Below are 23189 nucleotides of genomic sequence, written 5' to 3' on the forward strand. Positions count from 1 at the left end.
CGATTAACAATAGTGTTGGTTCGGATACAGCAACTAATGTAAGTATCGAAGATGTATTACCTATAGGATATAGTATTGTACCAGGCAGTATTAGCGATGGCGGAGTTTATAATGCAGGAGCTACGACGATTAATTGGGATATTTTGTCCATAGCAGGCAATAGCACGACAACTTTGACCTACGATGTTACGGTTAATGCACCAACAGGCGCAGCCGGTGAGTACACGAATTTAGCTCAGATCACTGGTAGTGATCAGTTTGATCCAGATAGTGATCCAGATAGTGATGAGACAGTAGATGATCTAGGTGATACGATTGCAGATGATGATGAGGATACAGAGACCGTAGTTCCAGCTCAGGCAGATTTAGAGATTGCTAAAGGAGTTCAGAATGCAGGAACCGTATTACCTCCAAATGTTGGAGATGTAATTACATTTGAAATTACATTGACTAATAATGGTACAGATGATGCTACAGGTATTGCTGTAGAAGACATTATACCTTCTGGATACACCAATATTACTAACATTAGTAATGGCGGTGGATTGACAGGTAATATGATTAACTGGAGTGGTTTATCATTAACAGCCGCTGCAGGTACACTTACTTTAACCTATGATGTTGAAGTATTGGCGCCAACCGGTGTTGCAGGAGAATACAATAATGTTGTAGAAGTAACAGCGAGTGATCAATTTGATCCCGATAGTACCCCTGACAATGATGATGGTAATCAGAGCGAGGATGATGAGGATAATTTTGAAGTTACTCCGCAGACATCAGATTTAAGTATCAATAAGGTAGTAAGTGATCCTACTCCAAATGTGGGAGATACAGTTACTTTCACTTTAACTATTACTAATGATGGGCCAAGTGATGCTACAGGAGTATCCGTTGCAGATATTGTGCCTGGAGGATATAGTGGTATTACTAGTATTAGTTCTGGAGGTATTGTTACAGGTAGCACAATAGATTGGACAGGTCTATCAGTAACAACTACTGTACCTTTAATACTTACATTCGAAGCTATTGTAGATGCTCCAACAGGAGCTGTTGATGAGTATCTAAATCAAGCAGAGATCACTGCAAGTGATCAGTTTGATCCAGATAGTGATCCTAGCTCGGATAGTACAGTTGATGATAATGGTGATGGTATTGCAGATGATGATGAAGATACGGCTGTAGTTGTGCCACAGAGTTCAGATTTAAGTATTATAAAGAGTATTAGTGATTCTAGTCCAAATGTGGGAGATGTAGTTGTATTTACTTTAGAGATTAGCAATGCTGGTCCAGATGCTGCTACGGGTGTATCGGTAGAAGATGTATTACCAATTGGGTTTACTCTAGTAGCTGTTAATAATGGAGGTACAGCAGACATTCCAAATAACACTGCGAATTGGAGTGGCTTAAGTATCCCTTCTAATAATGGTAGTATTACCTTAACCTATACAGCAACTGTTGAAGCTCCAACCGGAGCTGCAGGAGAATATACGAATGCTGCACAGATTACGGCAAGTGATCAGTTTGATCCAGATAGTGATCCTAACTCAGATGATACAGTTGATGATAATGGAGATGGAATTGCTGATGATGATGAGGACAGTATTACGATTCCACCAGCTCAGGCAGATTTATCCTTGACCAAAGTAGTAGTTGATGGAGATACAACTCCATTAATAGGTTCTGAGATTACTTTCCAAATTAGAGTATTTAATGATGGTCCACAAGACGCTACTGGGGTAGAAGTAACAGATTTACTACCATCCGGATATGACTTTATATTATTCAGTTCCACAGTAGGTGATTATGACGAAAATACCGGAGTTTGGACAGTGGGTAACATTGCTAGTGGAACATCCGAAACATTATTGATAGATGTGTTAGTTAATGCTACAGGAGATTATCTAAATGTTACCGAAGTTACTGCTTCAGATGTTTTTGATATGGACTCTGTTCCGAATAATGATGATGGTGATCAAGATGAAGATGATGAAGATAATGCAATTGTTACTCCAATAGAATCAGTTTCTGATTTATCGCTTACTAAAGCCGTAGTTGATGGAGATACAACACCATTAATTGGTTCTGAGATTACGTTCCAAATAACGGTTACTAATGATGGTCCACAGGATGCAACAGGTGTAGAAGTGACAGATTTGCTTCCTTCTGGATATGATTTTGTCTTGTTTAGTTCTACAGTAGGAGGATATGATCAAAGTACTGGAATTTGGACAGTAGGTAATATTGCTAGTGGAACATCCGAAACATTATTAATAGATGTATTGGTAAATGCTACAGGAGATTATCTAAATATAGCGCAAGTTACCGCATCAGATATTTTAGATCTAGATTCGAGTCCTAATAATGATGATGGAGATCAAAGTGAAGATGATGAAGACAGTGAGATTGTTATTCCAGTAGAGTCTATAGCTGATTTATCTTTAGCAAAAACTGTTGTTGATGGAGATACAATGCCGTTGGTTGGAACAGAAATTACGTTCCAAATAACGGTAACGAATGATGGTCCACAAGATGCAACAGGTGTTGAAATATTAGATTTACTACCTTCAGGATTTGATTTTGTACTCTTTAGTTCTTCAACCGGAAGTTATGATGAGAATACAGGAATTTGGAATGTAGGTAATATCGCTAGTGGAACATCCGAAACATTGTTAATTGATGTATTAGTGAATGCCACAGGAGATTATTTAAATGTAGCAGAAGTTTCTGCATCAGATGTAACAGATCCTGATTCTGGACCAGGTAACGATGATGGAGATCAGAGCGAAGATGATGAGGATAATCAATTAATTACTCCTGTAGATGCGATTGCTGATTTGTCATTAGAAAAAACAGTCGTAGACGATGATATTACACCAAATGTTGGTGATGAGATCACTTTCCAAATAACTGTAACTAATAATGGTCCCGATGTAGCTACGAATGTTGAAGTAGTAGATCAATTACCACCTGGATTTGATTTTATACTTTTCAGTGCGACGTCTGGGACATATGATGAAGTTACAGGAATCTGGAATGTTGGTACAGTGCCGAATGGAAGTACACAAACATTATTTATAGATGTATTGGTAAATACTCCTTCTGGAACTTCTGATGAATATATTAATGAGGCAGAGATTACTGCGAGTGATCAATTGGACCCTAATAGTGTGCCAGGTAATGATGATATTACAGAGGATGACCAAGATAATATTCAGGTATTTGTAGAGCAAGCAGATCTGAGTCTTACCAAGTCAGTTAGTAATGTAAACGCCAATGTTGGTGAGGTTGTTACGTTTACATTACAAATAGATAATATAGGACCTGATACAGCAACAGGAGTCGGTGCTCAGGATATATTACCTATTGGTTATAGTAATATTTCTAATATTAGTAACGGAGGTTTATTAACAGGTAATATTATTGATTGGTCAGGTTTAACTATAACAACTGCTGGATTAACATTAACATACGAGGCAACCGTTAATATGCCAACATTAGAAGATGGAGAGTATATTAATATCGCTCAGATTACTGCGAGTGATCAGTTTGATCCTAATAGTGATCCTAATAATGATGATGGAGATCAAAGCGAGGATGATGAAGACAATGCATTTATTGAGACACCTGTAGCAGATATACAAGTTATCAAAACGGTTAGTAATGGAAACCCTGCAATAGGTGATATCATAACTTTTACAATTACCGCTAATAATCTAGGTTCTTTGGATGCTACTACAGTAGAAATATTAGATCAGTTACCTACTGGATATGAGTTTGAATCATTTACTGCTACATCTGGAGATTATAGTGCTGTATCTGGTATATGGTCTGTTCCACTAGTAGCAGGTAATACTTCCGAAGTATTAGAAATTACTGTAGAGGTATTGGATATTGATGATTATCTGAATATTGCTTCTTTAACGTCATTAGATCAAATTGATGGAAATTCTGATAATGATGAAGATCAGGTTACAATTGAAACTATTTGTTTGACTGTGTTTAATGAGTTTTCACCAAATAATGATGGTGTAAATGATCAATTCTATATCGATTGTATAGATAGATATCCAAACAATAAACTGACCATATATAACAGATGGGGAAATATCGTATATCAAAAAGATGGATATGATAACACATTTGATGGAACATCAAACGGTAGAGCCGTTTTATATACGGAGGATAAACTTCCAGTAGGAACTTATTACTACATTCTAGATTTAGGAGACGGTAATGAGCCAAAAGCTGGATGGTTATATATCAATAGATAAAAAACCTACCGATGAAAAAGAACAGTAAAATAGAAAATCTACTTTCGAAAAATTTGATAAAGACAATGAATATTGATATCAGAAAAAATATAGGGATTCTAATAGTATTTATATCCTTTGGAATGTATGCTCAGCAAGATCCGCAATTTACACAGTATATGTATAATACGATGAGTGTAAACTCCGCTTACGCAGGATCTCGAGGAAATCTTAGTGTTACAGGAATTCATCGTTCTCAATGGGTAGGAATTGATGGGGCGCCAAGAACACAAACCTTAACAGTCGATTCTCCTATAGGAAAAAAGGTAGGTCTAGGATTGTCGATTGTAAACGACCAAATAGGTCCTTCTGATGAGTTTTATGTTGATTTAAATTTTTCCTATACAATTCAAGCTTCTCAAACTCATAAATTATCTTTTGGAGTTAAAGGTGGAGGAAGGCTCTTTAGTCTAGATTGGACAAGAGGTCAATCTCAAAACCCAGATGTATTGTTTCAACAAAACATCGACAATAGGTTTTTGCCCACTGTTGGAGCCGGATTATATCTGCATGGTGAAAAAAGTTATTTAGGAATATCTATTCCAAACTTCTTTACAGATCAACATTATGATGATATTGAACAATCACTAGCCTCAGAACGATTACATTTTTTCTTAATAGGAGGATTGGTATTCGATATCAATGCAAATACCAAATTTAAACCTGCGTTTCTGTTAAAACATGTTGTGGGAGCTCCTTTAATAGTCGATTTATCAGCTAATTTTATGTTTTACGATAAATTTAGATTGGGAGCATCTTATCGTTGGGATGATTCATTCAGTGGTCTCGCGGGATTTCAAGTTTCCCCAGGATTGTTAATAGGATATGCTTATGATTACACTACTACCGAGTTACAACAGTTTACAACAGGTAGTCACGAAATTATGATACGTTTTGAATTGATATCAGCAGAAAAGAGATTAAAGTCACCTAGATTCTTCTAAAAAGTACTCAATAATGAAAAGAATTATTACTATACATATTTTATTGATTTTTTCAATTACAATTTCGGCTCAGAAAAAATATAAACGAGCAGATGATTTATTTTCTAAAATGTGGTATATACAGGCCGCTAAGGAATATGAAGCAGTTATTGATGAAGGAGATAATTCGATCGAAGTATTACAAAAAGCAGGAGATGCTTATTACTTTAATACTGATATGGAGAATGCTTTTAAATGGTATGATAAATTGATATCAGAGTATCCTAATGAAGTTAATCCAGAATATATTTTCAGATATGCGCATTCATTAGAAGGTTTAGGCGAATATAAATTAGCAAAGAAGTGGATGAAAAAATTTGCTAAAAAAACGAAAACCAATGATCCTCGTGCTACCAAATATGCACAAGAAGAAGTTACTATAGAAGATATTCTAGATATAGAGCCACAGTTCGTTCTTAGAAACCTTTCGATAAATACGGAGTATTCAGATTTTGGGCCAATGTATTACAGAGATAGTTTAGTGTATGCTTCTGCAATAGATTCGTCATATTATCACGAAAGAAAATATAGATGGAATGAGCAGCCTTTTCTTAATTTGTACTTAGGTAAAATGAATACATTAGAAAATGATGTTATAAAATCAGAGAATTTCTCTGAAACGATAAATACAAAATATCATGAAGCAACTGTTTCTTTTTCTGTAGATAATAACAAGGTTTATTTTACTCGTAACAACTTCAATGGAGATTTAGGAAGAGATGAAGAGGGGATTAATCATCTTAAGCTCTACAGTGCTGTTTTAGAAGAAGATAGAAAAGGAAATCAAATATGGACTGATATAAAAGAATTACCGTTTAATGGAGAAGATTACTCAGTAGGACATCCAGCAGTTAGCCCAGATGGAAAACAATTATATTTCGTGTCAGATATGCCTGGTTCGATTGGAGCTACCGATGTATTCGTAGTTGATATATTGGATAATGATGAATATTCTAAACCTAGAAATCTAGGGAATCAGATTAATACATATGGTAGAGAAATGTTCCCTTATATAACGGAAGAGAGGTTGTATTTTGCTTCAGATGGACATTTAGGACTTGGAGGATTAGATGTTTTTGAATCTAATTATGTGGTCAATAATTATTTTGAAACTCCTGTAAATTTGGGATCTCCACTTAATAGTAAATTAGATGATTTTGGATTCATAATAAGAGAAGATAAGAATACTGGATTTGTTTGTTCTAATAGAAAACAAGGAAAAGGAGATGATGATATTTATTCATTTGAAAGGATTCCTGTAGAAAAATGTGCTCAAAACGTCTATGGATATGTTTCCAATAATAAAACCGGTGAGCGAATTACGAATGTTAAGGTAGTATTGTTTTCTAACGGTGGAGAACAAATACAAGAAACTATCACAGACGTAAATGGAGATTATAATTTCGTTACACCAATTGATTGTGATGAAAAATATAAGGTCATTGCCCAAAAACAAGGGTATAGCCCAAATGATAAAGAATTTAAAACAGCTAGACAGACTGGTAAAACAGAAGTGCCGTTGGGTCTTGATACTGTAAGTGAACTAATTGTAGAAGAAAATGGTTTACTCAAAATTAAGATAGGAATAATCTATTTTGATTTAGATAAATCTTTTATAAGAAATGATGCAGCCATAGAACTTAATAAAATTGTTTTGTTAATGACCCAGTACCCTAATATGGTTATCAAAATTGAATCACATACAGATTCTAGGTCTCCTGATGATTATAATCTTGCCTTATCAGATCGAAGAGCTAAATCAACAAGAGAATATATTATTTCACAAGGAATTGAATCTAGTAGAATCGAAAGTGCGATAGGTTATGGAGAAACACAATTGATTAATAATTGTGGTAATGAAAATCCTTGTTCAGAAGCAGATCATCAACTTAATAGAAGGTCAGAATTTATTATCACTAAAATGTGATTTGATCTAATATTACAATGGTGAAAAACAAATAAAATAAAAAGAGCCGAATCATATGATTCGGCTCTTTTGCAGTGCGGGCGGAGAGACTCGAACTCTCACACCTCGAGGCACTAGATCCTAAGTCTATTAATTTGTGATTTCTAATGATCTTCAATGAATCCAAATGCTCTTATAGGCATTGTAAATAAAGAAATATTTTATTTTTTGAACATGTTTAAAATCAATGAAAAACACAAAAAGTATGACCTATGTATGACCTTTTGTTTGTGTTTATTCGTTATATTTGAGCTCAATAATTATAGTATGGCAACAATAAAAGTACTACTACATCCCAAAAGTGACGGCTCGGGAGGTAAGATATATAGAGTAGCAATTAGAGTTACTAAAGATCGAAAACAGAATTATCTGTATTTAACCAATCTTCGTAGTTTGAGTGAGTGGGATGGTCAAGCAAGAGTGGTCACTAGTGTGAACCCTAAACACGCTAAGTTGAATAGGCTTATCAGGAAGAAATATGATGCAATAGAGGATCTTATATTGGAGTATGAAGCGACTAAAAAATCATTTACTGCTAGGCAGGTTATTGATGAAATCAAGGGTTCTGAAGAAAAAGAGACTTTTTTTCAGCTAGCTGATGAGCATGTTAAGAACTTAAGAAGGGCAAAAAAACATAATCGAGCGATTTCTGACAATAGTAAAATAAATAGTTTTCTTGAATTTACAGATAATAAGAATCTTACTTTTAGTGATATTGATGAAACATTGTTGAATAAATTCAAATATTATCTTCAAGCCAAAGGTACCGTTAGCGAAAGATCAATAATGAATATTTTGATCCTAATTAGGTTGCTTTATAATCGAGCTATAAAAATGGGGGTTATTGATAGCAGACATTATCCTTTTGGCACTAATAAAATTAGAATAAAACTTCCCGAAACAATAAAAATTGGATTAGATGAATTAGAGTTAAAGAGAATTGAAAACCTAGAGCTAAAAGAAGGTACTACCATAGCACACACTAGAAATGTGTTTCTTTTTTCATTTTATCTTGCTGGAATAAGAATAGCTGATGTTTTGAAAATGAAGTGGAGTGATATAAAACAAAATAGGTTGTATTATACAATGGGGAAGAATAATAAAGTAGTTTCAATTAAATTACCAGAAAGAGTTATTGCTATATTAGAGGTTTACAGGAAAGATAAGAAAAAGATGAATGATTTTATTTTTCCTGAACTAAAATTGGCGAATAATAAGGATGCTAAAGATGTGTATGCTAAAATAAAGACAGCCACTAAAAAGTTTAACAATAATCTATCTGAAATTGCTGAATTAGCAGAAATAGATAAAAAGCTGACTAATCATATTGCTCGTCATAGTTTTGGAAATATTGCAGGAGATAAAGTGCCACCGCAGATGCTACAAAAGTTATATCGACATGGGCATTTAACCACAACTATTGGGTATCAAGGTAATTTTATTCATAAAGATACAGACGATGCTTTAGATAAGATTTTAAATTTTTAAAAAATGAAATTTTTCGTAAAAATCAATACCTTTTTTTTGAATTGAGGTGAAATTTTCATGTGTTAATGATTAATTGACTTATCTGTTTCCTCCTTTCGATTTAATTTCCGATAAGTTTCTAAAATTGGCAATAACAAAATTTTTACGATCATCATTTAAATATGAAGTATACATTTCTTCCCAACGTTTTGGGTATTTGGATTTTAGAAGTTTTACTATTTTGCTATCTAACTTAGCATCGACAAGAATTCTGTAAGTTAGTTTTGTTCTTCCTTCTGTAATGATAGGGATATCATTATGGTTACACCATTTTTCAGCTGTACGCTTGTCATTAATTTTGAGTCTTTTGCAGACATCTCCTAATGATATTAATTTATTGTCTTTTTTGTCGTCAAGCATTTTTATATGTATTGCTATACTTGCAATTTATTGGCGATCAAGTATAGAGGTTTATGTTGATTCTGAGTTATAGGAAACGTTTTTAAATAATTATTTTTCAGATTCGACAAGTTTCGATGTTTTGAGAATTTGTACCGCTCCAATATGTTGTTTTATAGGTTTAGGAAATCTTCTGTTAATACTTTGTTCAACTGTCCATATTTCTTGAAGAAAGTATGTTTTAATGGTGTGAATATGCTCTTGATAATCTACATTGTCGTAAGTGATGTATACGTCCTGTTTTTCTTGATCAATATTAAGAACTCTGCAAATAAAAATACCAATATCAGTTACTACAACGTGTATTTTACCCCAAAATGCATCACTAAAATTTTCCAATTTCCTTGCTATAACCCAATCTCCGTGATATAAATTGTTTTCCATTTCATCCCCAAAAACTTGAAATCCCCTATAAACTCCATTAGATTTTAATCCAGGAAGTAGAGCTCTTTCGTTATAAAGGAAATTTTCTTCATTTTCACGAGTCATATCATTTTGACCTTGGTTATCTCTAATACTACCTATGTAATTTTCCTTTTCATTATTTGGGATTAGTATAATTTTTGCAATATGGTCATTGTCCAATGGGACGGAATTTCCTTTAAAATTGCTCATTTCATAGAGGAAATTAAATGCTTCAATATCATTAGAATCATATTCTTCTTTCCAGCGTCTATCATCAAAAACGACAATAGGGTTGATATTGTATACTTCAAAGAATTTATGAATTACTTCTACAGGGAGATTTCTATCATCGTTTCGTACTTTATCGAAAGAAGCTGAAGAATATTCGAGACTCCTAGCCATTGCGCTCCAAGATTTGAACCGTTCTTCCCTTTGTAGTAGCTCCATGATTCTTAAAATACGCCTGGTTGTAATGTGTTGTGCCATTTGAATAATCTTTAAATGTCCTTATTTGTCTTTGAATACATACAAATATATTGATTACTATTTAAAAATAACACTAATTGTCTTGAAATATGATTAAATATCTATAAAAAGTCTTAATTAAGACTAGGATAACATAAAAAATGTCTTAAAAAATGATCTAAGTAGTTTTTATGCATTCTAAAAACTACTTAGAACTATTAAAGATTCAAAATCATCAAGAATTTTGGTTTTTTTAAAACAATAAAATGAATGTTTGTAAAAATAATAACAGATAAAATATGACCGGAAACCTAAGATTAAATAGTTTTAAATGTTTTCATATGTTTTTATTTTTTAGACATGTATCTACATGTTTAGAAAAAAATACGAGGAAAAACCGTAAAGAAATTTTCCCTCTTTTTGCTTTCTTTGTGTAATTAACTAATATGATTGACTTAACAAGGTTACGTTCATTTTAGCGCCATGTTTAGAAAATAATTTCTTTTAAAAAAAGGAATAAAGAGTAACCTATTATCGGTATTTTTAAATAATAACCATAATAGAGTTTACAGATGAAAAAGATTATTTATGTACTCGGTGTAGTATTTTTCCTTGTTCCGACTAGTTGTGTAAATACAGATTTAGAAGATGAAACAGGAATTGAATTTGCCATTGATAAAGAAAACGTTGAATCTCCAGGAGGACAATCTGGAGCTACATCAGAAGGAACGATTCTCCAAAAAATTGACAAGGAAGACGTTGAGCCACCAGGGGGACAAGGATGAAATTAGTGAATTAGAAAATGATAAGAGGGTTAATCTTTTCTTTATAGAAAGGCTAGGGTATTTTCTTGTTTTAATAAGCGGAATACTACCTTTTTTACATTCATTTATAAAACACGAAACTCTAGAGGAAAAACTCTTTGGTTTTACCAGTGTTCAATCATTTTTATACTCGTTTGGAGTACACCTAAGTATTCTTTTTCTTGTGATCGGTGTGCTCTGTTCGATCTCTGTCGCTTCAAGTGCATCAAAATACAAAACTATTCAAAGCCACCTGAGGTATACGCTAATATCTCCTTTTGTTTCTGCAGTTTTTTATAATACTTGGGTGTTTATTCCTAATGTGAACTATGATCTTTTGGCATATATTTTCTTAACCCTTTTTATTTGTAGTATTTCTGTTTTAATTTTTTACAGGATTTATAAATATATAGAAACTTTAAAGCTTGTAAACAAGCATAAAGAAACGGTTCTAAATAATGGGCTAACATATCTAAAATCGAAGCTTAATAGAAATAAATAAGATAAAGGTATGTTAAATCACATCCTAAATAGAATTAAAAAACATCAAAGTGTTGTTTCGAAATTCAAAAATGGTGACATTAATGATTCGGAATTTGAAAACTTTCTTTTAGATGAGATAGAATTTTTTGAACAAGATTTTGAAGAGATATTGAATAGTAAAATACTAGAAGAAGAGGAAAAACTAAATAAAAACCTTTCTATTATTAGAAAATTAGTTGAAATAAATAAAATAGATAGAAAAATTTTAGAGAATGTTATTTATTCAGAAATTAATTATCAATTCTTGAAAAAGCATATGTTATGATTTTTTAGTCATTATGGTTGAATATATTTTTTCTATTAGATCAGGCATTTTATCATTTAACATAATTAGCGCATGTCTTTCTATAACTTTTTGAATTTTAGGAATTTTAATTAATGCATCCTCATGTTCGATTACAGCGTTAGCAAGGTTATTTAATTCCGTATTGTCTATATGTTCATTAGTGCTATTACTTTCAATAGCATCATTGAGCATGTCTCCTTCATTTTTGTAAAGCCAATCATATCTGATTTCAGGTACTACATCACATATTTCTTTTGCAAACTCCGGAGTTAAGTCATTTCTTCCATTTATTACATGATCTACTTTTGTACTTGCAGAAAGACCCAAGTATTTTGTAGAAAACTTGTTCTTAGAAACTTTCAGGTAGTCAATTATTTCAAGAATTCTTTTTCCTGCACCCATTTCAGTACTAATATTATTAGAAGAATTAATCAATTTTTATAATATGTTTTGATAAGTTTTAAAATGTTTTGTATATTTAGAAATGTTTATAAACATTTTATAAATCAACAAATGAAAATACTAAGTAAAATTACAAAAAATACATTAATTAAATGGGGCTACCAGAATTAGCAAATTCTATAAGAAAAGAATTAAGTGTCAATGACATCAAAATAGCAGCAAAAGAGTATGGACTAACCTATTTCTATTTCACTCAAAAAATAAAATCTATTGATACAAATCACAAGGAATTACTTCGGGCAGTAGAAAGCTTATTGAATGCTCATAATTCCAAAAATGATAGAGTTCAGCAATTATATAAATCTTTTTTATCAGAGATTAACGATCGGTAGAAAATCCAAAACATTATGACAGACAGGATAGAACTAGATAATGAACAGAATAAATTTATTCTTGCGATTATCAAATCCATGCAAATAGAAATGGATGATTTTATGTGGCGTGTAGCAAATGAAGAGTGTTATGAATCACAAATATACAAATGGGCTATTCAACTTTATGAAAAGGGAACATCAACAGATTATGCTATCCGAGTAATCCACAAAGCAAGAAGACTAGTATTAATTACTAAAACATATCATCAAAATAGATATACAACGAGTCTAACACTGGAGAAATTATTTACTACAATGAACGAACACTCTAATTATAATAAACTGGATTCAGAGACAAAGCGTATTGTTCAGAATAAAATAATGGAAATGTTTAATCATAATGCTAGAATCGAAGCAATAGAACAAGTGCTTGAGAAGATAAACCCTAACGTATCTGTTAATAAACAGAAGAACCAAGTATTGTTTATCAAGGTAACTGTCAATAGAATCATGAATGCTATCAGAAAATGGAACCTTACGGAGTATTGGCAGAATAGATCAAATAAATAATAGTAAAACAACGATGATAGTTTGTGTTGATAACCCCAACCGGAGATATCGGGTGCTTTTATGTAGTAATTAGTATATGGTTAAAACATTGCCCCATTCACTAAAAGTGCCCGATTATCTTTTATAAAACGATCGACAATAAAACCTAACAAATATATGATAACCTATGAGGATGAAATTTTACAAAAAGTACTGAAGCAATTTGATGGGTTAGCAAAAATCGATGCTTATGATCTCTTACAAAAAGTGGAAATACTGTTGCAAGGACAAAAATCCCCTATTGAATACCGCTCGATAAGAAAAGAATTGGACAAACAATTTTTTAAAAATGAAATGATTACTATTGGTAAAAGTGGTTACTGCTACTTAGTGGATTACTGTCATTTTATCAAAATTTACAAATTCAAGTCTGCATTTTTTCCCTTTACGACAAGAAATAGCTTTTATTATACGCTGTATCATGATTACAAAATGAAGCAGTTAACAAATAAAAACATTATAGAAACGTTTAAAAACACTCATCTTAGGTATGTGATCCATCATTTCCTAAAGGATAATCGGGTGCAAAAGAAAAACTCTAAAACAAACAGACTCCTATTACTAGAGTTATTAGATGAAGTTGATCCAGAAAGATAATTTTCTAAAAACAAATGAATAAAAAACAGTTACAAAATAAAAGAATTTATGTATGCTACCGATAAAAGATGGCATCCTATCGAAAAAACTAAGAAACCCCATTGACAGGGGGAAAAGCCCCTGTCATTCCTGTTGCAAACAAATGCATATAGCCGTATGTTTGTGGTAAGATTTTTGATATACGTAAGTAACAAATAACCAAATCGATAAACTAATATATAGAACCCAAAATATTGAATCCCTATGGCGCTACAAACCACTACTCAAATATTTATATCTGGAACACCCATTCAGTCCTATGTGAGTTTAAAATTAGGACAAGCAATTGATGATCATCATACGTTGCAATTAATATGCAGAGCAGATGTTGTAGAACAGTTTTCAGAAGAATTAATAGGTGATAGTAAAGAATATTTGGGAGGTGTTATTGCTGTCAAAATAAGTTCTGTAACTGACTTTGGAGGGTATAAAGAATTAGAATTCAAAGGAATTGTCACTAAAGTTATGGCAACAAAAGGGTTTCATCAATCTAGTGGGGATTTAGTAACTATAGAAGCTAAAAGCGCTTCTATTTTATCCGATGATGGGATTCACTATGCTTCGTTTAATGATGTAAGTCTTTCAGATATTTTGGATCAAACATTCCAGGGGTATGACAAAGGGAAACTAGAAACTAGCTTTTCTCCAGTATCTTCTAATACTATCCACTATTCGGTACAACATAACCAAAGTGCTTTTAGTTATGCTAGTAGACTAGCTGCTTATTATAATGAGTGGTTCTATTATGATGGACAAAAACTTGTTTTTGGTACTCCAAGTAATGAAGAGACAGAGCTACAATATGGAGTAGATTTACAAAATTTCTCGGTAGAACTAAATACTGTTTCTAATTCATTCGATTATTTTACAAATGATTACATAGCTGATGAAACTCACAGGAAATCAAGCGCTGAAATTTCTATCCCTTCAGAAGGCTATCATGGATTTATGGATAATAAATCAAAAGAGTTATTTAATAAGCAGACACAGGTCTTTCATAATACATATGATGATGCTTCTACAAAAGCAAGATTAGACACTCAGGTAGATCAGTACACCAAGGCACGCGCTATGCAACAAGTGATCGCCAAAGGTTCATCTGATAATCCAGGTGTAAACTTAGGCGAAATCATAACGGTCAAAGGAAAAGGTAGTTATAGAATCATAAAAATAACGCATACCAATATTGAAGGTGGTTCCTATAAAAACACCTTCGAAGCTGTAGATGCTAATTTTACAGCCTACCCGAAAATGGATATCAATAAATACCCAATAAGCAATGTACAAACCGCTATTGTTAAAGAAAATAATGATCCAGATGGGATGGGTAGGATTAAAGTACAGTTCCCTTGGCAAAAAGCATCAGGATCAACAACACCTTGGTTACGTATGATGACTCCTCATGCAGGATCAGACAAAGGTTTTCACTTTATACCAGAACTTGAGGAACAGGTTATTGTTTCTTTCGATGGTGGTAATGCAGAAAAACCTTTCGTTATGGGAGCTTTATATAATGGTTCAGCACAGCCTAGTAGTTGGCAAAGTGATAGTAATAATATTAAAGCGATTAAAACAAGAGCAGGACATACTATTAAGCTTGATGATACACAAGGTGCAGAAATGATTACCATTACTGATAAAAATCAAAATATCATCCAAATCGATACTGTAGGAGAGAGTATTTTGATTTCAGCTCCAGAAAATATAAGCATTGCTGCAAAAAATATTGATATTTCTGCCAGTGAGAGTCTTACGATGGCGGCATCAGAAAATATGAGTGTCTCAGCAGGAGAAGAATACTCGTTATCTTCTCAAAATATTATTCAACAGGCAGAAGAAGATATTTCAATAGAATCCAGAAGTATTGAAGCCAATGCTGAGAGAGTAAGAGTAGATAGTACTGATGAAAACCTTGAGCTTGCAAGTGGTAAACAGGTAGATGTGCAGAGTAATGAAAAAGTAAAACTTTTTTAACCTACTCCTATGCGCTTATCTTTTTTAAATGATGAAGAACAATTGTATCAAATCTCACCCAGTCATTGGGGTGAACCTGCATGGTATAAAGTTACTGTAAAAGACACGGTTTATTTTCCTTCTAAAAAAGTAAATGTAATAACGTATAGGATAAAAGTGCATTGTCATAAAGATGAAGAAAGATCATTTTATACCTATAGATTAGAAAAACAAGGTATGCAGATCAATCATACCGAACCAAATGCTATATTCGATCAAATTACCATTCGGATAGCAAACGTTTTTAATACGTTAGAATACCAAGTAGGACATTCGGGAGCCTTAAATCAGTTATTAAACTTTTCTGAAGTCAAGCAAAAATGGGAGGTTGAGAAAAAAAAGCTTTTGAAAGAATTTCAAGGCAAGACAGTGCAACAATATATAGCACTGACAGATGCATCCATTACAGAAGAAATATTGCCCATTCGACTTAAAAAAGATCCTTTTTTGATGAGTTATTTTGGGCCTTATTACAATGATATCAGTAATACTGAACGACAACTCATCGCTCAGGATTATTTTGCGGGGCATACTATCCGATATCTACTTCAGCAGAAACAATACAAAGAAACCGATGGCCTTTTACTAGTAAAAGGAAAAGGCAATGGGGTAATCACGGCAGCACAGCAGCAAGCTCTTTTTGATGACCTATTAAAAAGAGGTTGGTTATCTAAGGATACACAAAACAAAAAAACAGTTGCAACATTACAAAATAAGGTAACTCTTGATGCCATAACAGGACAAATTAAACATTGTACTACCGAGCAACTGCTAGTAATAGCATCTCAAAACGTAAAAACATCAATAACCACCATAGAAAAGGAATAAGTATGTTTTCAGCCCTAAAAAAAATATTTACAGACCCAAATAATGAAACAAATAACAATGCAGCTGATGGTGCTTCATCTAGTGATACTCCTGAAGGCACAGACGATGAAAATAATGAGGATACATCCAATACATCAGCAGCAAAAACAATTGTTTGCCAAGGCGGGAAATGTAGTTGCAATCAAAGTGAGACGCCTACTCAGATTCCTTTAAAAGTTACTACCCAGTCAAAATTTTATATCAATGATGAAAATGGTAGTGATAAATTGATCGCTAGTACCATGGAGCTTGGGCAACCCTTTGATGCACCATTCTTTGGCAAATGTAAACTGCAACCCAGCGGAAGCTCTTTTCTACCCTGTCAGCCTGCTATTACTCAATGGCAAAAACCTTATGAGAATGTAGAACTTGTTAATGGAGGAAAAATTCTTACCGAAGACTCTACAGCGATGTGCGCCATTGGAGGGATGATAAAAATAGAAGATCACGGTCAGGATCCTGCCCAAGTAAATGAAGCCCAGATACAAAATGGGACATTGGCAGTAACAACGCTATTAAATCCTATGATTACCGAAGCAGATTTAGAAATACTTGCTGGAGGTGGATTTGATGGAGATACAACCGACGACAAAGGAGCTTCTGTAAAAAAAATTACGACAATAGACAGCAAAACAAAATATATAAAAGATCAATGGATCAGTTTTAAAGTTTCAAAATGGTATAATGAAAATGCTGCGGATAAGGATAAGGTAAACTGGGTAGTATATGATGATGCAGGAGAAACGATACATACTTATCAAGACAAAGGAGAGCTATTGGATGTTCGTTTTTCAGAAGATGGCACATACAAAATAGAAGCCTACGGTGGTAGTGCTGGAGGTACAAAGGCAGCTACCTATACAGTAACTATCAAAAAACCAGAATTAAACCGTGTTGATAAAAATGTAGCAGCAAAAATACGCCCAGGAGAACAAGCTACTTTTATACTAGCTGTTGATATGCCTGAAGTATTAGATGTCGCAACAGTAGAAGATGTGCAGTGGGCTGTTTACAAATCTACCAACAAAGGAAGAACGTATACGGAAACCGTAGAAAATGCAGTCGCAGGAAATACATATAAGGAAACCGTAACATTTGCCGAAAAAGGATATTATAAAATTAAAGCTACCAGAGAAGAGAAAACGATAGAAACTACCTTACGAGTAGGATTAAATGGGGTCACCATGATACAACTGGATAAAACCTCTATGCGTACCCATAATGACACTATCAAATTGAAAGTACCTGATAATGCCTACAGTATCAAACCTCCTACGGCAGAAGAAAAGCAAGCCATAAAATGGGTGGTATATGATAGTGCTTTTAATGAAGTAACAGCATTAAGTGGTGCTACAGGAGAAATATTTGAGCTTTCTGATCATACAACAGAAGGAGATTATTATGTAGAAGCTTATATGAACACTAGTGAGATTGGTCGTATTAAAAAAGGAAAAACCTCTAGCTGTATCAAAAAAGTAACGGTGACCACTCCTAGCGTAAAAAGAATGGAGTGGACAGATAGCAAAGGAAGATACAAAACAACCTGCGGCTTTGATGAAGAAGTATATGTGAAACTTAAACTAGAAGCGTTTAATGACCAAAAGATTAAACTAAAGTTTTATAACATCCAAAAAGACAGCAGTAAAACCACTATTGCAGAAACAAGGGCTATAAAAGTAGACAATAAAGGTGAGGTACATTATAAAATCAAGTTTGATAAAAACACCTACAAAGAAAAACTGACCAATGGTTCGCAAAAAGGAGCAGGATATGTGGTGTATGAGGTATTACCCGATGATGATAAAGAAGTCATAAAGCATGCCAAAGCAGGAATGTCACATTTTGAACATGGAATGAAAATCAATGTGAAATCAAAAGCTGCTATTTCGGGAATCTTTTTTGAAAAATCTGATAAACGGGTACGTAATGTACTTTTTGATGATACGATTAGCTGCCATATTAAGAGCTATAACCTAATTGATAAAACGGTAACAATTAATTTATATAGATATGATAGGGCATTAGGGTTTGATAATCTCAATCCCGATGACAAAGTCAGTAGTTTTACGGCTATAGTAGATAAAGAAGGAAAAGCATCTTTTGATTTTGATATCGAAAAAGGTTGGAATGGTTGGGTAGGTACCAGAGAAACTTTTTACATTGAAGTAGAAGAAGTAGCATGGTATAGTAAAGCAATACGAAGTCAGGGAGTTATTATAGGATATACTAAAAAAGACAAACTACAGAATCAAGTAAATCCTGTGGTGGTAGAGCAAAGTACTTTCAAGAAAAAAAACACCAAGTGTGTTAGATGCGAAACGGATTTAATTACATTAGATTTGGAAAAAGTATTAGATGCTCATGATGGAGATTTGCCTCTAAGCAATAAATATGGAAAAAGAGTATTTGATTATTTACCCGATTTAAATAAATACATGAAAGAATTTGGGATCAATGATAATTGCAGAAGGAGAGGGCATTTTCTTGGTCAGGTTGCAAAAGAAACTGGATTTTGGAGCTATAATGAAGATTTTGTTTATAGCGCTAGTAAACTGAAATCTACTTTTGGTAATTTTAAAACAACTGAAGGTAATCAAAAAGCGGATGATTGGGGAAAAACTTCTAGTAAGAATGCAGATGAAGTGAAAATAGCTAACTGGGCATACGCTAAAGGTAGCAAAGCAACAGAGCTTGGTAATGATGAAGTAACTGATGGTGATTGGGGTAATGAAAGCCATGATGGTTATAAATATAGAGGTCGCGGCCTCGTACAATTGACAGGAAAGTCTAATTATAAAGCTTTTCAGAAATGGTATGATAAGAAAAAGAATAAGTACAGCTGGCCAAATTATAATTTTGAAACGAATCCAGGAAAGGTAACAGAAGATTCACTTATAGTTGCGCTATCAGCAATTTATTTTTGGGATAAAAACAATATGAATTTGAAAGCAGATATGGGAGAAAAAGAAACCGATGTGCTTAGAATTAGTAACGTTATTAACAGTGGTGAAAGTGCTGCTAAAAAATTAGTTCGATACGAGAATTTTGTTGCAGCTCTTAATCAGGTACGAGAAAGCAGTGATTGTACAATTATAAATTATACTCCACCCGAGGATGCAGGTTATTATGTGTTTAAAGATGGTACAATAAAACACATAACTGGAGGAAAAGAGATTGACTATTATGTAGAAACGGAGGAAGGAAGTAACACTTTTAAAAAAGTTGCCACATTGACTAAAAATGGATATGGTATGGTAAAATTTCCCGAAACTGGAGATGGATTTGGCAGTTATAGCACCCCTACAAGAGATGTAGGTGGTATTGATTCAAATGCAAAGAAAAGAAAAAGCGGACAAACAATATATACAACAACAGAGCATCAAGGCAAAGGAGATAGATACTTATTACCTAAAACTGCTGCTTGTTTGTTTGGCATGGCGAGTGAATTAGAAGATTTAGGATACACAGTAGATTTAGGGGATATGTCATCAGAAAATGGAAGTGATCCCGGCAAACCTGGGAGTCATCATAGTGGTCACGGTCACTTGGGAAAAAGAATCGGATTAGATGTTGATTTTAGATATGTTAATTCTGATAAAAAAAGTGTTAGAGGTAAATTCACAGAGTCTTGGTTTAATTTTGACAAAAATAAAAAGATCTTTGAAGTTGCAAAAAAGTATAATTTTGGAAGAAATTATACAACCAAAACCAATTCGGTAGATTTAACTGTAGTTGAAGGAACTAGACATTCTAGTCATCATGATGATCATGGACATTTAGGGCTCAATACTAGTTTTGGCGCTATAAAAATAGATACAATTAATGTTAATAAAGTTGAGTAGATTAAATTATTTTGTTATGACTAATATCGTTTTACTAATTTTGGCTTCTTTTTTATTTATACAATGTAAGGATACTTCCGAAAAAGCCTTAAATAGTCAAGTTGACCTAAAAATAACTACTAAAAATCAGCCATTAGACTCCATTTCTGAATCAAAAGAAAAACCAGTTCAAGCTAAAGATACAATCTTAGTTAAATTAAATAGCTTAGAGGTAATTATCAGTTTGAACAAAGATGAAAAAGAAGATTTTTCGATTGAATATGATAAATTGATAAGTTACGATAAACATGAGGCTAGAAATATATATGAGAAAAGGGATACTGTTATTGTAAATAGTGAGTATTCAGAAATGACTGGTATTTCTAATTTGAGTAATAAAAAACTGTCTTTTAATATAACACAAGATTTAAAAGCTAACGTTACTTATATTATAGGTGTAAGTTATGGTTTCGATAAACTTGGAGAAGATATGCCTCCCAAAATCAATGAGTATTCATATGAGGTTAAAGATTCTGTTTTTTTAGATCTGTCTTCGATAAATAGTTTGATTACTAAAAGTGAAAAAGGATTAGAACTTTTGATTAAGAATAAACATTTTAAAGAAATACGAAAGAATATTTATAAAAATAAAAAGGAACTATATATAGATCTAATTAATGATAAATCTTCAATTTATTATAAAGATGAGTATTATCGAAATTCAATGGAACAATTCTTGTCAAAAGAGATGAATGATTTTGAAACATTAGAGGATTTAGATGCATCAATACAAGTTGCATTTATAGTAATTGAGTTTAAAGGAAAAACAAAAGAAGGTAAAGAGTTTACGGAGTATTTAGGTGGTTAAATATGTTTTCTAAATAATGGTTTAGTTATAACAATCCAGGCTATTGTTATATCCATTTAATCAAAAAGAAAAATTCTTTAGATATTTTTATTGTGCTACTACCCCAGATTTGTTAGCGGATAATAATCGTTTTTATATGAGCCAAATTAATTTTGCCGATGAGGTTTTAAATAGAGTAGCTTATCAAAAGGCAGTTATTACTATTTTTGATATGGTAAAAAAGGGAGAAGGTATTGATAAAAATACTCTAATTGACACCAGTGTTACAGTTCGTAGTTATGAAGTCGATTCTAAACATTGGAGCATCGAGTATTGGACAGAAGAAATGATTTTTAGCTTAGACAGCTATAATACTAATGTCTAAAGTTCCGTGTTCTTTCTTCTCTTAATGTGCTGCCTTTTTTTAATTTTTTCCTGTAATTCCATCCCCAATCTAATGGTATTCATGACAAGATAAACAGCGGATACAATTTTGAGTACAGTTGTGATAGTATCTTTTTCGGAAGTATTACCTAAGATTTTATTCATTTTGAATTGATTCATTATTAATAAACTGTTTGTTTATTCTTTACAAGCATCTCTAACCTCTTTAAAAGATCGGATCATTTTTGCCGTAGCACTAAAAAAGTATTTAGAGAGATATAGCATTCCAAAAACAGTTCCGCCTATTACTATAGTATTTGTTACTGTTTTTACAATTGGTTTTTTGAAAAAGGGTTGACTTTCCTTAGTCAATTTTTTAATAGTATCGATATTCTGCTGCATTCTCTCTTTTGAGGGATTTCTCTGGATGTTTTTTCTGTTTCTTTCCATAATTTTTAATGATGATATAGGCAAGTAAGCACGCAAAACTTAGACTAGTTGCCCATATTACCTTTTTTAATTTTTGATTTTCAATTGTGAGGTCATTCCTGTGATCTGTAATTAATTCGAGTTCTTCAGGGATATCTCTGATAAAATCTAACTTATAACAATCTATGATATTCTGGTTTTTCATAATGAGACGGCTTATGTTTTTGTTATCAAAAATTGTTCATCTTTAATGTTGATCAGTGCATATTCATAAACACAACTCCACAGTTTACCTTCTCTTTTAATTTTATGGGTAGTAATTCCAAAATGAAATCCGGCACCTAATAAATAATCTCTAGATTTGATAATTTCTTTATGATTGCCCAATATCTTTTTAAGAATATTCCGATTCACATCTAAGGCTCTGTCTATTTCGGATTTCGCTTTACGCTTTTGTCGTGCTTTAAGATTGTTATATCGGATTTGATTTTCTCTAGTAGCAAAACGTTGATCACTGCGAGTAGGAGTAAATTCTACTCCTGTTAATAGATCTTTTATTTGTTCCATATCCCTATATTTTTTATGTAAAAATATGGATGTAAGACATTGAATTTTTGTAGATGAAACCAAATTAACCTAAGTTAATATTGCTTATCATATTTTGGGGTATTTCTATAAGAAAAGTATATGGTGGAAGTTAGAAATGTACGCATATATAGCGTTTCCAATTTCCATAACATATAAGATGTTGAAAATCAGAAAAGTGCAAATCGATTAAAAGTGAGTTATGATTTCTACCTTCCAATGTACTGTTTAATCAAGTATAAGAATATTTAAAGTGCTTGTTTATAAGGTTTTATAATAAAAAAGTCCGTTTTAATATAAATTAACCTACATTATTCTACATTAAATCTATGACAACACAAGTTTTATTACTTGTAATCTAGATTCAATGTATGTTAATCTATGTTATTCTAATTCAATTTGTCTATAACATATTTTATTATGGAAAAATATCACGTTGGAAAGAGGAAAAATGTGATTTGATTGATAAGAATTTCTAATATCTGAATTTCAGTAGATTAGAAACAATGGAAGCCAGAAATACTATATATGTGCG

General features: G+C 32.6%; 22 protein-coding genes. 15 read left to right on the plus strand and 7 right to left on the minus strand.

The annotated features are described in order from the left end of the window. From H526_RS0110415 to H526_RS0110430, 4 genes are all read left to right on the plus strand, one after another. Nucleotides 1-4271 (plus strand): T9SS C-terminal target domain-containing protein (locus H526_RS0110415; protein WP_027392948.1); only part of this gene is annotated, 4271 nt, incomplete at its 5' end. Between the two features lie 65 nt (nt 4272-4336). Then, a complete protein-coding gene (locus H526_RS0110420; RefSeq protein WP_027392949.1) occupies nt 4337-5254 on the plus strand; it encodes a PorP/SprF family type IX secretion system membrane protein in 918 nt (305 codons plus the stop codon). A gap of 13 nt (nt 5255-5267) precedes the next feature. Next, nucleotides 5268-7220 (plus strand): OmpA family protein, encoded by a 1953-nt coding sequence (locus tag H526_RS0110425; protein ID WP_027392950.1) that lies wholly within the window; start codon nt 5268-5270, stop codon nt 7218-7220. A 306-nt stretch (nt 7221-7526) separates the two neighbouring features. Beyond that, nucleotides 7527-8747, plus strand: a complete 1221-nt coding sequence (locus H526_RS0110430) for a tyrosine-type recombinase/integrase (RefSeq protein WP_027392951.1) — start codon at nt 7527-7529, stop codon at nt 8745-8747. Between the two features lie 78 nt (nt 8748-8825). Here H526_RS0110430 and H526_RS0110435 read toward each other — a convergent pair whose 3' ends face one another. Together H526_RS0110435 and H526_RS0110440 are read right to left on the minus strand one after the other, a co-directional pair. Continuing rightward, on the minus strand, nt 8826-9146 hold the full coding sequence (locus H526_RS0110435; protein ID WP_027392952.1) for a hypothetical protein: 321 nt from the start codon (nt 9144-9146) through the stop codon (nt 8826-8828). 90 nt (nt 9147-9236) lie between these two features. Beyond that, nucleotides 9237-10076, minus strand: coding sequence for a S24/S26 family peptidase (locus tag H526_RS0110440; RefSeq protein ID WP_155839658.1), 840 nt, complete (start codon nt 10074-10076; stop codon nt 9237-9239). A gap of 551 nt (nt 10077-10627) precedes the next feature. Between H526_RS0110440 and H526_RS0110445 the strand changes: the two genes are divergently transcribed. Genes H526_RS0110445 through H526_RS0110450 form a run of 3 tightly spaced genes read left to right on the plus strand, consistent with a single transcriptional unit; the run spans nt 10628 to nt 11666 of the window. Then, the gene (locus H526_RS0110445) at nt 10628-10840 is read left to right on the plus strand and encodes a hypothetical protein (protein ID WP_027392954.1); all 213 of its coding nucleotides are present in this window, start codon (nt 10628-10630) and stop codon (nt 10838-10840) included. Beyond that, nucleotides 10815-11360, plus strand: coding sequence for a hypothetical protein (locus H526_RS32090; protein ID WP_162144488.1), 546 nt, complete (start codon nt 10815-10817; stop codon nt 11358-11360). Before H526_RS0110445 ends, H526_RS32090 begins: the two co-directional genes overlap by 26 nt. A gap of 9 nt (nt 11361-11369) precedes the next feature. Continuing rightward, nucleotides 11370-11666: a hypothetical protein gene (locus H526_RS0110450; RefSeq protein ID WP_027392955.1), complete on the plus strand. Its 297-nt coding sequence runs from the start codon at nt 11370-11372 to the stop codon at nt 11664-11666. On the opposite strand, the gene H526_RS0110455 is transcribed toward H526_RS0110450, so the two are convergent. Then, nucleotides 11661-12089 (minus strand): hypothetical protein, encoded by a 429-nt coding sequence (locus H526_RS0110455; RefSeq protein ID WP_155839659.1) that lies wholly within the window; start codon nt 12087-12089, stop codon nt 11661-11663. The two genes, H526_RS0110450 and H526_RS0110455, sit on opposite strands and share 6 nt — an antisense overlap. A 152-nt stretch (nt 12090-12241) precedes the next feature. On the opposite strand from H526_RS0110455, the gene H526_RS0110460 reads away from it, so the two are divergent. From H526_RS0110460 to H526_RS0110495, 8 genes are all read left to right on the plus strand, one after another. Further along, nucleotides 12242-12481, plus strand: coding sequence for a hypothetical protein (locus H526_RS0110460; RefSeq protein WP_027392957.1), 240 nt, complete (start codon nt 12242-12244; stop codon nt 12479-12481). 15 nt (nt 12482-12496) lie between these two features. Beyond that, nucleotides 12497-13033, plus strand: a complete 537-nt coding sequence (locus H526_RS0110465) for a hypothetical protein (protein WP_027392958.1) — start codon at nt 12497-12499, stop codon at nt 13031-13033. Nucleotides 13034-13189: 156 nt separating this feature from the next. Continuing rightward, the gene (locus H526_RS0110470) at nt 13190-13669 is read left to right on the plus strand and encodes a hypothetical protein (protein ID WP_027392959.1); all 480 of its coding nucleotides are present in this window, start codon (nt 13190-13192) and stop codon (nt 13667-13669) included. Between the two features lie 243 nt (nt 13670-13912). Continuing rightward, complete coding sequence (locus H526_RS0110475) at nt 13913-15682, plus strand: type VI secretion system Vgr family protein (protein ID WP_027392960.1); 1770 nt, start codon at nt 13913-13915, stop codon at nt 15680-15682. Between the two features lie 9 nt (nt 15683-15691). Continuing rightward, entirely contained in the window at nt 15692-16549 is an 858-nt protein-coding gene (locus H526_RS0110480; protein WP_027392961.1) for a hypothetical protein, read from the plus strand. 2 nt (nt 16550-16551) lie between these two features. Next, complete coding sequence (locus H526_RS30780; protein ID WP_051336098.1) at nt 16552-20430, plus strand: PAAR-like protein; 3879 nt, start codon at nt 16552-16554, stop codon at nt 20428-20430. A 16-nt stretch (nt 20431-20446) separates the two neighbouring features. Continuing rightward, a complete protein-coding gene (locus H526_RS0110490; RefSeq protein WP_155839660.1) occupies nt 20447-21277 on the plus strand; it encodes a hypothetical protein in 831 nt (276 codons plus the stop codon). Nucleotides 21278-21413: 136 nt separating this feature from the next. Further along, entirely contained in the window at nt 21414-21641 is a 228-nt protein-coding gene (locus tag H526_RS0110495; protein WP_155839661.1) for a hypothetical protein, read from the plus strand. On the opposite strand, the gene H526_RS32225 is transcribed toward H526_RS0110495, so the two are convergent. From H526_RS32225 to H526_RS0110510, 4 genes are read right to left on the minus strand one after another with little or no spacing between them, the layout of a single operon-like run. Further along, complete coding sequence (locus tag H526_RS32225) at nt 21638-21820, minus strand: hypothetical protein (RefSeq protein WP_027392964.1); 183 nt, start codon at nt 21818-21820, stop codon at nt 21638-21640. The genes H526_RS0110495 and H526_RS32225 overlap by 4 nt on opposite strands. A gap of 18 nt (nt 21821-21838) precedes the next feature. Beyond that, the gene (locus H526_RS0110505) at nt 21839-22042 is read right to left on the minus strand and encodes a hypothetical protein (RefSeq protein WP_035085220.1); all 204 of its coding nucleotides are present in this window, start codon (nt 22040-22042) and stop codon (nt 21839-21841) included. Beyond that, entirely contained in the window at nt 22017-22274 is a 258-nt protein-coding gene (locus tag H526_RS28860) for a hypothetical protein (RefSeq protein ID WP_035085223.1), read from the minus strand. The genes H526_RS0110505 and H526_RS28860 overlap by 26 nt, the downstream gene beginning before the upstream one ends. An 11-nt stretch (nt 22275-22285) precedes the next feature. Next, complete coding sequence (locus H526_RS0110510; protein ID WP_027392966.1) at nt 22286-22636, minus strand: hypothetical protein; 351 nt, start codon at nt 22634-22636, stop codon at nt 22286-22288. Between the last annotated feature and the right edge of the window lie 553 nt (nt 22637-23189).

It is taken from the genome of Aquimarina latercula DSM 2041 (genome assembly GCF_000430645.1).
GTDB classification, from domain to species: Bacteria; Bacteroidota; Bacteroidia; order Flavobacteriales; family Flavobacteriaceae; genus Aquimarina; species Aquimarina latercula.